This window comes from Faecalimonas umbilicata (assembly GCF_004346095.1).
Lineage (GTDB): Bacteria > Bacillota > Clostridia > Lachnospirales > Lachnospiraceae > Faecalimonas > Faecalimonas umbilicata.
The window spans coordinates 14,920-30,886 of the sequence record NZ_SLZV01000033.1 but is presented as its reverse complement, the minus strand read 5'-3'; the positions used below and the strand labels follow the sequence as shown (position 1 = coordinate 30,886).

Below are 15,967 nucleotides of genomic sequence, written 5' to 3'. Positions count from 1 at the left end.
CATAGGTTTTTTGTCGAAAGCGGTTTGTTTTCTGTCGAAAACTAGCAAATTGACAAAAATTTGACTAAGATTTCAAAAGATGAAAAAAGACAATAGACAAAATGAACAAAATAAGATATAATGAAATATGCAAAATAAATAAAAAACAAAGTTCATATATAGAAGATATAAATAAACACCTAAAAATGTGTAAAAATCTGAACAAAGATGTGTAAAATGCATAAAAAGAGTTGAAATAATCCCGTTCATCATGTAATATATATGACATAAGAGATATTCAATAAAACCACCGAAAAAACGGTGTGTGAGGAGGGATTTGTTTGAGTCTGAATGATTTAGTAGTAGCCATTCAAGGTGTACTAGCAGACAAAATCCTGATTGTGGTTTTGGTAGGTGCTGGACTTTGGTTCACATTTAACCTTGGCTTCATTCAGGTAAGAGGATTCGGAGAAGGCTGGAAGCGTACTTTTGGAGGTCTCTTCAAAAAGAGCGACAAAGCCGGAAAAGAAGGAATGTCTTCCTTCCAGGCGTTAGCAACAGCTATCGCGGCACAAGTAGGTACAGGTAACCTTGCGGGAGCAGCAACAGCAATCGCTATGGGTGGTCCTGGAGCAATTTTCTGGATGTGGGTAAGTGCTTTCTTAGGAATGGCAACAATTTATGCCGAAGCACTTATGGCTCAGAAGTACAAACAGGTCGGAGATGACGGAACAGTTACCGGAGGTCCTGTATACTACATCAGAGCAGCATTTACTGGAAAATTTGGTAAGATTCTTGCAGCAACATTTGCAGTACTCATTATCTTTGCATTAGGCTTTATGGGAAATGCAGTACAGTCTAACTCCATTGGAGATGCATTCGGAACAGCATTTGGAATTAATCCATGGATTATCGGTGTTATTATCGCAGCTATTTCGTTGTTTGTCTTTGTGGGAGGTATTTCAAGAATCGCTTCTTTAACAGAAAAGATCGTTCCGATCATGGCAGCATTCTACATTGTGGGTGCATTGATTGTCATCATCTGTAACGGAAATATGATTCCGAAAGCATTTCACGATATCTTCGTAGGAGCTTTCAATCCGCAGGCAATCGGCGGTGGAGTTCTTGGCTGGACAGTATCTAGAGCACTTGCAAGAGGTGTTGGACGTGGATTGTTCTCAAATGAAGCAGGTATGGGATCTACACCACATGCACATGCAGTTGCAAAAGTAGATCATCCTGTAGAACAAGGTTTTGTTGCTATGATGGGTGTGTTTATTGATACATTTGTTGTTCTGACTTTAACAGCACTTGTAATCCTTACAAGCGGTATGGTGGGACAGACAGATCCATTGACAGGAGCAGCTTTCACAGGAACAGCTCTTACACAGGCTGGATTTGCAAGCGTATTTGGAAAATTTGGAGAAGTTTTCATTGCAATCTGTATGTTCTTCTTCGCATTTTCTACAATCATCGGATGGTATTTCTTCGGTGAAGCAAATATCAAGTACTTATTTGGATCAAAAGCAGTAAAGGTATATGCGATTCTTGTAGCGGTATGTATCGTAGCAGGATCAGCAGTAAAAGTTGATTTAATCTGGAACATGGCAGACTGCTTCAACAGTGCAATGGTAATTCCGAATATTATCGGTCTGTTTGCACTGAGTAAAGTAGTAAAAGAAGTACACAAAGATTACTTCAATAATTTCAAGCCAAAACAGATGAAGAAAAAATAAATATTGGAAAAGAAGATGGGAAGATATTTCTTGTGAGAGCGTTTCTGAAACAGGAAACCGCCGAAGATGCAAACCAGGTAACGGTCAATTAACTGGTGAAACTTTCAGGCAAAAGGAGTGAGAAATGGACCATATTCTGGACTTGGACGTAATGTCAGAAAAGAACAGAAAGGACGACTTGGTAGCAACAGTTACGAAAGCCGTCCTTTTTTTAACAGCAAGGTGAGAACATGAAAAAAGCATTTAAGATAGTAACAAACAATCCCTTAGTAAAAGAAACATTAGAAAATGAATATCATATTGAGTTCGTAGAGTGTTCCTATGAGGAGATACTTAGAAAAGTAAGAAACTATATTTATGAAGGATATGAGCTTCTGACACATCCGCTGTCTGGAAGTGTGAAGCCGAATGAAACACCGTATAAATCAATTATGGTGTCAGAAAAGAAAGAAAAGCTGGATCCGCGGTCTATGGAGATTATTGAGTATGCGATTCAGTCTTGTAAAAAATTTCAGTTTAAATCAGATAAGTATGCACCGGAAGTCTATGAAGATTTTCAAGTGGTAGATTTGAAATTGATTGAGAGTGCAATCCCGTCTGCGATTTTTTAAAGAAAGAATCGCAGATGGAAGTGGATAGCAAGAGAAAATGAAAAATTCAATGACATTGGCTGTAATAGTACGTTAAGGTACTTAGAGCATATATAACTAAACACAATAAAGGAGGGAATTTACAGTGAGAAGATTAGAATTAGGTCACATTAACATTAAAGACATTCAGTTTGGACCAGAGTCTAAAATCGAAGATGGTGTACTTTACGTTGATGAAGAAGCTGTAAAAGCAATCGTTCTTGAGGACGAAAGAATTAAAGACTGCAAGCTTGATATTGCAAGACCAGGTGAGAGCGTGAGAATCACACCTGTAAAAGATGTTATCGAGCCACGTGTGAAAGTTGAAGGTCGTGGAGGAATTTTCCCAGGTGTAATCAGCAAAGTGGATACAGTTGGTGAAGGTAAAACATATGCACTCAAAGGTATGGCTGTTGTTACAGCAGGTAAGATCGTTGGTTTCCAGGAAGGTATCATCGATATGACAGGCCCGGGTGCAGAATATACACCATTCTCAAAATTAAACAACTTAGTTGTTGTATGTGAGCCTGTAGAAGGAATCAAACAGCACGATTATGAGCCAGCTGTAAGATTTGCAGGATTCAGAGTAGCTGTTTACCTTGGAGAGTTAGCTCGTGAACTGACACCAGATAAAACAGAAGTATTTGAAACATATGGAGTTATGGAAGGTGCTGAAAAATTCCCAGGACTTCCAAGAGTAGCATATGTTCAGATGTTACAATCTCAGGGATTACTTCACGATACATATGTATACGGAGTAGATGCTAAGAAAACATTATCTACAATTATGACACCAACAGAAATTATGGACGGTGCTATCGTATCTGGTAACTGTGTATCTGCATGTGATAAGAACCCTACATATGTACATGAAAACAATGGTGTTGTACATGACTTATTTGAAGAACACGGTAAAACATTAAACTTTGTTTGCCATATTATTACAAACGAGAATGTTTACCTTGCTGACAAACAGCGTTCATCTGACTGGACAGCTAAACTTTGCCGTTTATTAGACCTTGATGGTATTGTATTATCTCAGGAAGGTTTCGGTAACCCAGATACAGACCTTATCATGAACTGTAAGAAAATCGAAGCTGAAGGCGTTAAGACAGTAATCATTACTGATGAATATGCTGGACGTGATGGAAAATCTCAGTCATTAGCAGATGCTGACGTAGCAGCTGACGCAGTAATCACAGGCGGAAATGCTAACCAGGTAATCGTGCTTCCAAAACTTGACAAAGTAATCGGAACATTAGATTACGTGAACACAATCGCTGGTGGTAACGAACACAGCTTACGTGAAGATGGAACAATTGAAGTTGAAATCCAGGCAATTACTGGTGCAACAAACGAAACAGGTTTCGGTTACTTAAGTGCAAGATAGGGAAGGAGGAAAAAACATAATGATTAAAGTAGTACATTATATCAACCAGTTCTTCGCACAGATCGGTGGAGAAGAAAAAGCTCACATCCCAGCTGAACGTCACGATGGTGAAGTAATGGGACCTGGAGCAGCTTTCAAAGCAGCTTTCAAAGATGAAGCAGAGATTATTTCTACAATCGTATGTGGTGACTCTTACTTCAACGAAAATCTTGAAGAAGCAAAAGCAACAATTTTAGCATGGGTAAAAGAGTTAAATCCAGACGTATTTATCGCTGGACCAGCTTTCAACGCTGGACGTTACGGTGTAGCTTGCGGTACAATCTGTGACGCTGTTCAGGAAGAGTTAGGAATTCCTGCAGTAACAGGTATGTACGTAGAAAACCCAGGTGCTGATATGTTCAAAAACAAAGTGTATACAGTACCTACAAAGAACAATGCAGCAGGCGCTAGAGATGCTGTTAAGAAGATGGCTCCTTTAGCTCTTAAATTAGCTAAGAAAGAAGCAATCGGTGCATCTTGCCAGGATAACTACATGCCAAACGGTGTACGTGTAAACTTCTTTGAAGAAAAACGTGGATCAAGACGTGCTGTAGATATGTTACTTAACAAATTAGCTGACAAGCCATACACAACAGAGTATCCAATGCCGGCATTCGACAGAGTAGCTCCACAGCCAGCTATCAAAGATCTTTCTAAAGCAACAATCGCTTTAGTAACATCTGGTGGTATTGTTCCGAAAGGAAATCCAGACCACATCGAGTCTTCAAACGCTTCTCACTACGGTGAATATGATATCACAGGCGTTATGGACTTAACAGAAGCAACATATGAGACAGCTCATGGTGGATACGATCCAGTATACGCTAACGAAGATGCTGACCGTGTTCTTCCAGTTGACGTTCTTCGCGAAATGGAGAAAAATGGAGTAATCGGAAAATTACACAATAAATTCTATACAACAGTTGGTAACGGAACAGCCGTAGCATCAGCAAAAGCTTTCTCTGAGGAATTTGCTCAGAAACTTATCGCTGACGGAGTTGACGCAGTTATCCTGACTTCTACTTGAGGTACTTGTACACGTTGCGGTGCAACGATGGTTAAAGGCGTAGAAGCTGCTGGAATTCCTGTAGTTCATATGTGTACAGTAACACCAATCTCTATGACAGTTGGTGCCAACAGAATCGTTCCTACAATTGCTATTCCTCATCCACTTGGAAACCCAGCTCTTGAGCCGGAAGAAGAATACAAATTGCGTAAGGGATTAGTTGAGAAAGCATTACATGCTCTCACAGTAGAAGTAGAAGATCAGACAATTTTTGAATAATTCTACAAGAAAGAAGGAGAACAACGTTATGAGCAAGATTTATGACGTAGTAATCCTGGGTGCAGGACCTGCTGGTTTAGCAGCAGGTCTGTACGCAGGAAGAGCAAGAATGTCCGTACTTATCGTAGAAAAAGGTAAAGATGGTGGACAGATTGCTATCACAGACGAGATTGAAAACTACCCGGGACAGATTGTTGAGGGTGAAAGCGGACCATCTCTGATCGCCAGAATGACAGAACAGTGCGAAAAATTTGGCGTAGAAAGAGTGACAGACGTAATCAATGATGTTGTACTGGAAGGTGACGTGAAGAAACTGATCAGTGCAAAAGGAGAATACTGCGGTAAAACTCTTATCATTGCAACAGGTGCTTTTGCAAGACCAATTGGCTGCAAAGGTGAAAAAGAATTCATGGGCAAAGGTGTTTCCTACTGTGCTACATGTGATGCGAACTTCTTCGAAGATTTTGAAGTATATGTAGTAGGTGGCGGCGACTCAGCTGTTGAAGAAGCTATGTACCTTACAAAATTCGCAAGAAAAGTTACAATCATCCACAGACGTGATGAACTTCGTGCAGCAAAATCTATTCAGGAAAAAGCATTCAAGAACCCGAAACTTCACTTTATGTGGGATACTGTTGTAGAGGAAGTTGGAGGAGATGGAATCCTTTCTGAAATGACAGTTAAGAATGTAAAAACTGGAGAGCTCACAAAGATCGTTGCTGATGAAGAAGACGGAATGTTTGGTGTATTCGGATTTATCGGAACATTACCAAGCACAAAGATCTTCGAAGGAAAAGGTCTTGAACTTGATGAAAGAGGATACATTCCAACAGATGATAACATGAAGACAAATATCCCAGGCGTATTTGCGGCAGGTGATGTTCGTGTGAAGAGTCTTCGTCAGGTAGTGACAGCTGCTGCAGACGGAGCAATCGCTACTACACAGTGCGAGAAATACATTAACGAAATGGAATAATTTTTCACAAGGAGGGCATGTAAAATGTTAGAAGTAGATAAAAATACATTTCAGGCAGAAGTATTAGAGGCAGAAGGATACGTATTCGTAGATTTCTTTGGTGATGGATGTGTACCATGCCAGGCATTAATGCCATTCGTACACTCTATGGCAGATCAGTACGGAGATAAATTAAAATTCACATCTCTGAATACAACAAAAGCTCGTCGTCTTGCTATTGGACAGAAAATCTTAGGACTTCCTGTTATGGCTATTTACAAAGACGGAGAAAAAGTAGAAGAACTTGTAAAAGATGACGCTACAGAAGCTAATATTGAAGCTATGATCAAAAAATACATCTAATTAGAAAATCTATTTGTATTTTTTAGAAAAAGCATGTATACTTAATGCGTACAAAGCCGAACAGGCTTTTACGGGAGTGTGAAAGCATTCCAACTATAAATTTATACTAAAAGTAAAATGAAAGGAAGGAGAAAAAGCCATGGCAATTTTAGATGGAAAAAAAGTAATTATCATTGGCGACCGTGATGGTGTGCCGGGACCAGCTATTGCAGAATGTGTTAAGACAGCCGGTGGAGAAGTAGTTTTTTCTTCAACTGAATGCTTCGTCTGAACTAGCGCAGGTGCAATGGATCTTGAGAATCAGAAAAGAGTTAAAGACTTTGCAGACGAATTCGGTGCAGAGAATTTAGTAGTACTCGTTGGAGCAGCAGAAGGAGAGGCAGCAGGATTAGCTGCTGAGACAGTTACTGCTGGTGACCCAACATTCGCAGGACCATTGACAGGGGTCGAGTTAGGACTCACGGTATATCATGTATGTGAACCAGAATTGAAAGAAGAATTCGATGAAGCTGTTTACGATGAGCAGGTAGGTATGATGGAAATGGTACTTGACGTTGATGATATCGTAAGCGAGATGTCATCTATTCGTGAACAATTTTGTAAATATTTATAGAAGATAAGTATTTATAACGAAAATCTGATTTGATTTTGGGTTTTCTACGGGTGATGGAGTAAATGCTTACTTCATCACCCTTTATTTTTAGTATATATATAAAATTCTCATTTTAAACATCTAAAAGAAAGGTGGAACCTTCAAATGAACAGTGTAATTAAAGGAGCCAGCTATGTACTGGCACATACTCCACAGATGGTAGTGTATAATGGAACAACTCAGACAACAGAGAGAGTTGTGAACCCAGAATCTGAATATTTAAAAGAACTTGAAAGTCATCTTCGTTCTTACGAAGAATGTGTAAACTACTGGCCAAACCAGGTATATATTGGAAACGCACATCCGGATGAACTCGCAGAAGTAGAGTTCCCTTACTATGATAAAGTAAAAGAAGGCGCAGAGAGATTTGGTAAATACGGTGAGATTATGCCGGAGAACGAATTCCTTCTTTTAGTTCAGACATGTGATATGTTTGAAGTTGTAAAATTAGACAAAGAATTTGTTGCAGCAACAAAAGAAGCATTTGTTTCTAATCCAATTATTACAGAAGCAATCGCAGCAAGAGTCGAAGAAGGTGTAGAACTTAGTGAAATTGAGCATCTTGTAAACGAAGAACATGCAGAAGGACTTTACATCGCTGGCAAATTAGTTGGTTGTGTGAAGAGAGCACATGATATCGATGTGAACCTTTCTGCTCATGTAATGCATGAAAACATGATGAGCAAAGCTACAAGTGTGCTTGCTTTATTATATGCTGTAAGAAACACAGGAATCGATGCAGGAGATATCGAGTATGTTATTGACTGTGCAGAAGAAGCTTGTGGTGATATGAACCAGCGTGGTGGTGGAAACTTTGCAAAAGCTGCAGCAGAAGTTGCTGGACTTATGAATGCAACAGGTTCTGACTCACGTGGATTCTGTGCTGGTCCTTCACATGCTTTAATTGAAGCAGCAGCTCTTGTAAAATCAGGTGCTTACAAATGTGTAGCTGTAACAGCTGGTGGATGTACAGCAAAACTTGGTATGAACGGAAAAGACCATGTGAAGAAAGGTCTTCCAATCTTAGAAGACTGTCTTGCAGGATTCTGTGTAATCATCGCAGAAAATGATGGTGTTAGCCCAGAAATCAACCTTGACATCTTAGGACGTCATACAGTTGGTACAGGATCTGCTCCACAGAACGTAATCGGAAGCCTTGTAGCTGATCCTCTTGCAAGAGTAGGATTAAAGATTACAGATATTGACAAATACTCTCCAGAAATGCAGAACCCAGATATTACAAAACCTGCAGGAGCTGGTGATGTTCCGTTAGCTAACTATAAGATGATCGCTGCTTTAGCTGTTAAAAAAGGTGATCTTGAGAAGAAAGATATGCCAGGATTTGCAGCAAAACATGGTCTGACAGGTTGGGCTCCGACTCAGGGACATATCCCTTCAGGTGTTCCATACATCGGATTTGCAGTAGAAGATATCAAAGCAGGTAAGATCAAAAATGCTATGATCGTTGGTAAAGGAAGCTTATTCCTTGGCCGTATGACAAACCTTTTTGATGGTGTTTCATTTGTAATTCAGGCAAACACAGGTGCAGAAGACAATTCTGGTGTTTCTGAAGAAGAAGTAAAAGGATTGATCGCAAAAGCAATGAAAGATTTTGCAGAAACTCTTATGGCAGCAGAATAGAGAGGTGGACAAAATGGCAAATATAGAAAAAATGATTGCTTCCACTTTTATGGAGATTGCTCAGGGACTGGAGACAGGAAGCTTTGGCAAACGTCCTAAAATCGCTCTTACAGGTATGGGAAGCGAACACGGAGAAGAAAACTCCATGGCTGCAGCAATTGAGGCTGCAAAGGATGGAATCGATGTGTACTACATCGGTACATTAGAAGCAGAAGGAGTTACAACAGTCAAAGTGGCTAACGATGAAGAAGGCCACGATAAGATGGAAGAAATGCTGAAAAATAAAGAAGTGGATGCGGCAGTAACAATGCACTTCCCATTCCCAATCGGTGTTTCTACTGTTGGACGTTGTGTAACACCTGCAACTGCAAAAGAAATGTTTATTGCAAATACAACAGGTACATCCAGCACAGATCGTATCGAAGGTATGATTAAAAATGCAATCTACGGTGTAATCGCAGCAAAAGCTTGCGGGAAAAAGAACCCATCTGTTGGTATCTTAAACGTAGATGGCGCTCGTCAGACTGAGAAAGCTTTAAAAGAGCTTCAGAGCAACGGATATGATATTACATTTGCAGAGTCAGGAAGAGCTGACGGTGGATGTGTGATGAGAGGTAATGATGTACTTCAGGCTTCTCCAGATATCATGGTTACAGATTCTCTTACAGGTAATATCCTTGTGAAGATGCTTTCTTCTTTCAATACAGGAGGAAGTTTTGAAGCAACAGGATTTGGATATGGACCAGGTATCGGTGAAGGATACGAACAGCTTGTTATGATCGTTTCCCGTGCTTCCGGTGCTCCGGTTATCGCAAATGCGATTCGTTATGCAGCACAGCTTGTACGTGGCAAAGTATTTGAAGTTGCAAAAGATGAATTTGCAGCAGTGAAAAAAGCTGGATTCAATGATATCCTTAACAAATACAAAACTGTAGCAAAACCAGCAGCAGCTGAAGAGGAAGTAAAAGAACCTCCGAAGGAGATCGTTACAGCACAGATTCCAGGTATCGAAGTAATGGATCTTGAGGACGCTGTAAAAGCACTTTGGAAGATCAACATTTATGCAGAAAGTGGAATGGGTTGTACAGGACCTATCATCCGTGTATCTGATGCAAATCTTGCAAAAGCAGAAGAAGAACTGAAAAAAGCAGGTTATATCAATTAATTAAGCCTCTAAGTATTTAGTTATAGAAAGAGAAAGCATTTCCATATGGGATGCTTTCTTTTTTTTCGGTTTTATATAAGGTGAATGGAAAGCAATGGAGATAAAAACTGAAAATTAATGAAATAATTATAAATTATAAGAAATAAATGTCTATTTATTGAAAAAGATCAAAATAAATGTTACAATATCTCTAATAAAAACGAAAGTGGGGGATATTGTATGACCGTAGAAAGATTGATGGACATTTTGAAGGAAAGCAAATATACTGTCGTTTTAAGCGGAAATGGAATGGTTCTAGAAAGCGATTATATGTTGATCCGCGACAGTCAGGAAAGCTACGATATCGAGAAGAAATATAGGTATTCTGCGGAGGAACTTTTCAGTAGTTCACTATTTTCTACAAGAAAAGAGTTATTCTATGAATTCTATCGAAATGAGATGCTCCCGCAATTAGAAAAGCCGCCGGGAGAAGGATTTTATGCTCTCGCAGCTTTAGAAAAGAAGGGCCTGATCGATACTGTGATCACAAGAAGAGTTTATCACCTTCCGACAAGAGCAGGCTGTAAAAATGTGATTGAACTGCATGGAAATATTTGCGAGCATTACTGTCCGCATTGTGGGGAAGAATACTCTTTGGATTATATCCGACAGTCGCGGCGTGTTCCGCTTTGCACAAAATGTAATACAGCACTTCGTCCGAGGGCGGTTCTCTATGGCGAGATGGTAGACAATCAAGTCATGACAAAAGCGGCAGAAGAGGTGATGCGAGCAGATGTTGTTCTTGCACTTGGAACGAATTTAAAAACGACATTGTGTGAACAGCTGCTGGGGTATTATGGAGGAAACAAGTTAATCTTAATTACATTAAAGGAGCACTTTTCAGATAAGTATGCGGATGGAGTGATCCATGACAGAGTAGATCAGACGTTGCTGAAGATACTTTGCCAGTCAGAAAATCTACATAAACTATATTAAGACAGATTGTTATGGGAGTTTTCCCAAGAGAAGGGGAATCCGCATCAAGGCTTTGTTTCTCCAAGTTTCTCCTTGTCAAGCGTGAATAAGTTGTATATAATGGAACATAGCGAAAAGCATTGCGCAAGCAAAAGAGAACAGGAGTGTGTAAAAATGAGTAAAGTAAGAACAAGATTTGCACCAAGCCCTACGGGAAGAATGCATGTAGGTAATCTGCGTACGGCATTGTATGCATATCTGATCGCAAAACATGAAGGCGGAGATTTTATGCTTCGTATTGAAGATACAGACCAGGAGAGATTTGTTGACGGAGCACTTGAGATCATTTATCGAACTCTGGAGAAGACGGGACTGATTCATGATGAAGGCCCGGATAAGGACGGTGGTGTCGGACCGTATGTACAGAGCGAGCGTCAGGCGATGGGAATTTATATGAAGTATGCCAAGCAGCTTATTGACCAGGGTGATGCGTACTATTGTTTTTGTGATAAAGAACGTTTGGAATCTTTAAAGAGCAAGGTGTCAGAGAGCGGTACTGAGATCGTAGCATACGATAAACATTGTCTGCATCTGAGCAAAGAAGAGATTGAGGCGAACCTTGCAGCTGGAAAACCATATGTAATCCGCATTAATATGCCGACAGAAGGAACAACGACATTCCACGATGATATTTACGGGGAAATCACAGTTCCAAATGAAGAATTGGATGATATGATCCTGATCAAATCAGATGGATACCCAACTTATAACTTTGCAAATGTTGTTGATGATCACTTGATGGGGATTACCCATGTAGTAAGAGGAAATGAATATCTTTCTTCTGCACCAAAGTATAACAGGTTGTATGAAGCATTCGGATGGGAGATCCCAACCTATGTTCATTGTCCATTGATCACAAATGAGGAGCACAAGAAGTTGAGTAAACGTTCCGGTCACTCTTCTTACGAAGATCTTCTGGAACAAGGATATCTGACAGAGGCAATCGTGAACTATGTAGCGCTGCTTGGATGGAGCCCATCGGATAACCGTGAAATTTTCTCGTTGGAGGAGCTTGTAGAAGCATTTGACTATCATCATATGAGCAAATCTCCGGCTGTGTTCGACACAATGAAGCTAAAATGGATGAACGGTGAGTATATGAAAGCAATGGATTTTGACAAGTTTTATGAACTTGCAAAACCATATATTGAAGAAGTCATTCACAAAGATTATGATTTAAAGAAGATTGCAGGGCTTGTGAAATCAAGAATTGAAGTGTTCCCGGATATCAAGGATCAGATTGATTTCTTTGAGGAACTTCCAGAATATGATATTGCGATGTATACACATAAGAAAATGAAAACAAATGCGGAGACATCGCTGGAAGTATTGCAGGAATTGCTTCCATTATTTGAGGCACAGGAAGATTACAGCAATGATGCCTTATATGAAATGCTTAAAGGCTATGTAGAGAAGAAAGGCTGTAAGAACGGATATGCGATGTGGCCGGTCCGCACGGCAGTATCCGGGAAGCAGAATACACCAGGCGGTGCGACAGAGATCATGGAGATCATTGGCAAAGAAGAGTCTTTGAAACGTATCCGCAAGGCAATTGAACTGCTGGGTGCATAATGGGGTTTAATGAAGCTCAGACAAAAGCAATCTGTCATAAGAATGGGCCGGCAATGGTACTTGCCGGCCCAGGTTCAGGAAAAACATTGGTCATCACAAGACGAGTAGAATATCTGATTAAAAAGTATGGGGTCAGACCGGAGCAGATTCTTGTCATTACCTTTACAAAAGCGGCGGCGAAGGAGATGCGGGAGCGATTTGCAAGAATTACAAAAGAAGATCGGTTTCCAGTTACGTTTGGGACTTTCCATGGTATTTACTATGGTATTTTGAAATGGGCATACCGGATGAATGCATCAAATATTTTTTCGGAGGAAGAAAAGATGATGCTTTTAAGGGAAGTCATTGCCGGGATGGAATTGGAGATCGAAGATGAGAAAGAATTTTTGCAGGGAATTGCCTCTGAGATCGGCCAGATCAAAAATAACAGACTGTCATTGGAGGAATATGAATCCAGCAACTGTTCGGATCAGATGTTTTGCCAGATTTATGAGGAATATGAGCGAAGAAGAAAGCTTTTAAAGAAAATTGACTTTGATGACATGCTTGTTTTATGTTATGAACTGTTTCAGAAGAGACCGGATATTCTTCAAATGTGGCAGAAAAAATTTCAATATATTTTAATCGATGAATTTCAGGACATCAACCAAGTGCAGTATGATGTGATTCGTATGCTTGCACTTCCAGAAAACAATCTGTTTATTGTCGGGGATGATGATCAGTCTATTTACCGTTTCCGCGGAGCAAGGCCAGAGATCATGCTCGGATTTTCTAAAGATTATCCCAACGCAAAATCAATTATACTGGATGTGAATTATCGGTCTACGAAGGCTGTCGTAAGTGCTGCAAGAAGAGTGATCGAGCGAAATAAAAACCGCTATCAGAAGGAGATTATCACTGTAAATGAGCAGGGGGACAATGTACATATTCAGGAAGTACGTCATCCGGTAGAGGAGAGCCACTACGTCAGAGAACAGATTGCAAAAGCAGTTGCAGCAGGAACTGAGCCATCGCAGATTGCGGTATTATATCGTACAAATACGGAGCCGCGTGCGCTTGTGGAGACATTCATGGAATATCATATTCCATTTCAGATGAAAGAGCATCTTCCCAATCTGTATGAGCACTTTATCGGGAGAGATTTTCAGTCATATATGCGGATGGCGCTTGGGGGAAGAGACCGCGGAGATTTTCTGATGATCATGAATCGGCCAAATAGATATATTGGCAGAGATAGTGTGGATCGCGGAGAGATTTCTTTTGAAAACCTGCGGAAATATTATATGGAAAAAGACTGGATGGTAGATCGGATCGACCAGCTGGAAGTGGATCTGAAAGTGATCAGCCGAATGACTCCGTATGCGGCAATTCAGTATATCAGAAAAAGTGTTGGCTATGATCTGTTCTTAAATGAGTATGCGATCAAACGGAAGATGAAACTGGAAGATCTTCAGGAATTGATTCGGGAAATGGAAGAGCGTGCCAAAGAATTTAAGACAATCGAAGAATGGTTCGACCATATTGAAAAATATACAGAGGAATTGCGGATGCAGGCAGTCACACGGACAGAGAATAGAAATGCAGTGTCTCTTATGACATTTCATGCGGCAAAAGGGCTGGAGTATGATACCGTATTTATCATTGGAGCCAACGAAGATGTGACACCGTATAAAAAGGCAGAACTTCCAGAGGAGATGGAGGAGGAACGTCGAATGTTCTATGTGGCAATGACACGCGCAAAGAAACACTTGACGATCAGCTATGTGAGAGAAAAAAATGGAAAAGCAATGGAGCAGTCCAGATTTCTTGGGGAACTGTTTCAGAACAGACCTACAAGATAAGAATGAATTTCTAAGGAATGTTTCCAGAAGAGACATATAATTAAAGAGGCACTGAGCATCTGTTTTTAGAAATGACCATTTCATTAGTTGTAATTCTAATGGGGAATCATTTTGTTTGCCAGATTGTTCAGTGCCTCTTTTACAATTGCTTCTGCTCGGGATCAGATGGAATCTATTCTTCGTCGTCTAAAGCATCAAAATCCTGCTCATCAAGCCATTCGTCAAAAGCATCGGCAGCAACTTCGTACTCATCGTCATCTTCGATGTTCTCAAGAGTAGGTTCTCCGTCTACTTCTTTATAGCGGTAGATGAATACGTCTCCGTCTTCATTCTCTCCATCTTCGTTCAGAGGGAGGAGTGCGATGTATTCTCTTTCATCTGCTTCATAGATCGTGAGGACAGCACATTCAACTACTTCATCGTTGTCTAATGTTAAAGTTACTGTGACTGCTTCATCATTGTGGCATCCGCAGTTACAATCGTCGTGATTGCAGTTGCAATCGTGGTTGTGTTCACTCATAATATTCTCCTTTTCTGCTTCATTCATCTTTGAATTACTGATATGATAACTCTATCAGACTCCGGTCAGAAATGCAAGGGGAAAACTATTGACATTGAAATAAAAATAGGTAAAATTAAATTTATATGTGTGAAATATGTGTTTAGTAGAATGTTATATGATGATATAGGAGGAAACATATGCAAAAGAAGATACTATCAATCATCCTCTGCATGATTCTGTGTATACTGCCTCTTTCAGGCTGTAAGAAAAATGTAGGGACACCTGAAGATAATGCAGTAAGTCCAGAGGAGGAGAAACAGGAAGAGACAGAAGTTTATACATTCGGATATACCTGTACGACGATGGCAGATAATCCATACTTTGCTGTGCTGGAAGAGGCAATCCGAGAAGAAGTGGAGAAGCAGGGCGGGCAAATGATCACGCGCGATCCGAAGGGGGATGATACCCTTCAGCTGGAACAGATCAATGAAATGATTGAAGAAGGCATTGATGCGATTTTCTTAAGCCCTGTAAACTGGGAGACGATTCAGCCGGGATTGGATGCCCTGAGAGAAGCAGGTGTCAAGATTATCAACATTGACACAGAAGTGAAGGATCTTAATCTGGTAGATGCCTATGTTGGAACAGATAACAAGCAGGCAGGATATCTATGTGGAGAAGATGTCGTACAGCGTTTTCCAGAAGGAGGGAAGGTACTGATCTTAGAATGTCCGAATACAAATTCGATCAACGAGAGGATTACCGGATTTGAAGAGGCAATTGCGGATCAGGGATTTGAGATTGTCGCAAGAGAGAATGTCAATGGAAGTAAAGAAATATCTATGGAAACTACAAAAAGGCTTCTGAAACAATATCCGGATGTGGATGTGATCATGTGTGGAAATGACCAGACAGCGCTTGGAGCAAAGGTGGCAGCAGAGACAGATCAGGCTTATGCCGGGGTTGTGATTTACGGAGTAGACGGTTCTCCGGATTTGAAAAAGGAATTGCAAAAATCAGACGATATCATTGTAGGAACAGCAGCTCAGCGGCCGATTACCCTTGGGAAAGATGCAGTAAAATCAGCATTCCAGGTGCTGGATGGGGAAAAGATAAAAGAGCCGATTTATGAAGAAACTTTTCTGATCACAAAGGATAATGTTGATATGTATGGGGCAGATGGCTGGCAATAATAGGTGAAATA

The 15,967-nt window shown here is 40.3% G+C and carries 14 protein-coding genes and 1 riboswitch; of the genes, 13 read left to right on the top strand and 1 reads right to left on the bottom strand.

The features are described from left to right. The first annotated feature begins 320 nt into the window (after nt 1-320). The 12 genes from EDD74_RS13050 to EDD74_RS12995 all read left to right on the top strand — a co-directional run bounded on the left by EDD74_RS13050 (nt 321) and on the right by EDD74_RS12995 (nt 14,261). Nucleotides 321-1,715, top strand: a complete 1,395-nt coding sequence (locus tag EDD74_RS13050) for an alanine/glycine:cation symporter family protein (RefSeq protein WP_016440691.1) — start codon at nt 321-323, stop codon at nt 1,713-1,715. A gap of 21 nt (nt 1,716-1,736) precedes the next feature. Further along, nucleotides 1,737-1,845: riboswitch (glycine riboswitch) on the top strand. A 100-nt stretch (nt 1,846-1,945) separates the two neighbouring features. Next, entirely contained in the window at nt 1,946-2,326 is a 381-nt protein-coding gene (locus tag EDD74_RS13045) for a GrdX family protein (RefSeq protein ID WP_008975175.1), read from the top strand. A gap of 124 nt (nt 2,327-2,450) precedes the next feature. Beyond that, nucleotides 2,451-3,734 carry a glycine/sarcosine/betaine reductase component B subunit gene (locus tag EDD74_RS13040; RefSeq protein ID WP_008975176.1) on the top strand — a complete coding sequence of 428 codons (1,284 nt, stop codon included), beginning with the start codon at nt 2,451-2,453 and terminating at the stop codon, nt 3,732-3,734. A gap of 19 nt (nt 3,735-3,753) precedes the next feature. Then, complete coding sequence (gene grdB / locus EDD74_RS13035) at nt 3,754-5,058, top strand: glycine reductase complex selenoprotein B (RefSeq protein ID WP_083807228.1); 1,305 nt, start codon at nt 3,754-3,756, stop codon at nt 5,056-5,058. A 28-nt stretch (nt 5,059-5,086) separates the two neighbouring features. Continuing rightward, the gene (gene trxB / locus EDD74_RS13030; RefSeq protein WP_008975179.1) at nt 5,087-6,034 is read left to right on the top strand and encodes a thioredoxin-disulfide reductase; all 948 of its coding nucleotides are present in this window, start codon (nt 5,087-5,089) and stop codon (nt 6,032-6,034) included. A gap of 24 nt (nt 6,035-6,058) precedes the next feature. Then, complete coding sequence (trxA, locus tag EDD74_RS13025; RefSeq protein ID WP_008975180.1) at nt 6,059-6,376, top strand: thioredoxin TrxA; 318 nt, start codon at nt 6,059-6,061, stop codon at nt 6,374-6,376. Between the two features lie 139 nt (nt 6,377-6,515). Then, the gene (gene grdA / locus EDD74_RS13020) at nt 6,516-6,989 is read left to right on the top strand and encodes a glycine/sarcosine/betaine reductase complex selenoprotein A (RefSeq protein ID WP_081636834.1); all 474 of its coding nucleotides are present in this window, start codon (nt 6,516-6,518) and stop codon (nt 6,987-6,989) included. Between the two features lie 144 nt (nt 6,990-7,133). Continuing rightward, nucleotides 7,134-8,669, top strand: coding sequence for a glycine/sarcosine/betaine reductase complex component C subunit beta (grdC, locus tag EDD74_RS13015; protein ID WP_116442351.1), 1,536 nt, complete (start codon nt 7,134-7,136; stop codon nt 8,667-8,669). A gap of 13 nt (nt 8,670-8,682) precedes the next feature. Further along, a complete protein-coding gene (grdD, locus tag EDD74_RS13010; RefSeq protein ID WP_008975182.1) occupies nt 8,683-9,834 on the top strand; it encodes a glycine/sarcosine/betaine reductase complex component C subunit alpha in 1,152 nt (383 codons plus the stop codon). A 219-nt stretch (nt 9,835-10,053) separates the two neighbouring features. Next, nucleotides 10,054-10,809 (top strand): SIR2 family NAD-dependent protein deacylase, encoded by a 756-nt coding sequence (locus EDD74_RS13005; RefSeq protein ID WP_008975183.1) that lies wholly within the window; start codon nt 10,054-10,056, stop codon nt 10,807-10,809. A 153-nt stretch (nt 10,810-10,962) separates the two neighbouring features. Continuing rightward, nucleotides 10,963-12,420 (top strand): glutamate--tRNA ligase, encoded by a 1,458-nt coding sequence (gene gltX, locus EDD74_RS13000; protein WP_008975184.1) that lies wholly within the window; start codon nt 10,963-10,965, stop codon nt 12,418-12,420. Next, complete coding sequence (locus EDD74_RS12995; protein ID WP_116442350.1) at nt 12,420-14,261, top strand: ATP-dependent helicase; 1,842 nt, start codon at nt 12,420-12,422, stop codon at nt 14,259-14,261. Before gltX ends, EDD74_RS12995 begins: the two co-directional genes overlap by 1 nt. Nucleotides 14,262-14,433: 172 nt before the next feature. Here EDD74_RS12995 and EDD74_RS12990 read toward each other — a convergent pair whose 3' ends face one another. Further along, the gene (locus EDD74_RS12990) at nt 14,434-14,781 is read right to left on the bottom strand and encodes a DUF1292 domain-containing protein (protein WP_008975187.1); all 348 of its coding nucleotides are present in this window, start codon (nt 14,779-14,781) and stop codon (nt 14,434-14,436) included. 179 nt (nt 14,782-14,960) lie between these two features. Between EDD74_RS12990 and EDD74_RS12985 the strand changes: the two genes are divergently transcribed. Then, entirely contained in the window at nt 14,961-15,956 is a 996-nt protein-coding gene (locus EDD74_RS12985; RefSeq protein WP_016438480.1) for a sugar ABC transporter substrate-binding protein, read from the top strand. The last annotated feature ends 11 nt before the right edge of the window (nt 15,957-15,967 follow it).

Coding starts and splice junctions, on each gene's coding strand:
- EDD74_RS12995 (WP_116442350.1), top strand. CDS start 12,420: ATGGGGTTTAATGAAGCTCAGACAAAAGCAATCTGTCATAAGAATGGG.
- trxA (WP_008975180.1), top strand. CDS start 6,059: ATGTTAGAAGTAGATAAAAATACATTTCAGGCAGAAGTATTAGAGGCA.
- EDD74_RS12990 (WP_008975187.1), bottom strand. CDS start 14,781: ATGAGTGAACACAACCACGATTGCAACTGCAATCACGACGATTGTAAC.
- EDD74_RS12985 (WP_016438480.1), top strand. CDS start 14,961: ATGCAAAAGAAGATACTATCAATCATCCTCTGCATGATTCTGTGTATA.
- grdC (WP_116442351.1), top strand. CDS start 7,134: ATGAACAGTGTAATTAAAGGAGCCAGCTATGTACTGGCACATACTCCA.
- EDD74_RS13045 (WP_008975175.1), top strand. CDS start 1,946: ATGAAAAAAGCATTTAAGATAGTAACAAACAATCCCTTAGTAAAAGAA.
- trxB (WP_008975179.1), top strand. CDS start 5,087: ATGAGCAAGATTTATGACGTAGTAATCCTGGGTGCAGGACCTGCTGGT.
- grdD (WP_008975182.1), top strand. CDS start 8,683: ATGGCAAATATAGAAAAAATGATTGCTTCCACTTTTATGGAGATTGCT.
- gltX (WP_008975184.1), top strand. CDS start 10,963: ATGAGTAAAGTAAGAACAAGATTTGCACCAAGCCCTACGGGAAGAATG.
- EDD74_RS13005 (WP_008975183.1), top strand. CDS start 10,054: ATGACCGTAGAAAGATTGATGGACATTTTGAAGGAAAGCAAATATACT.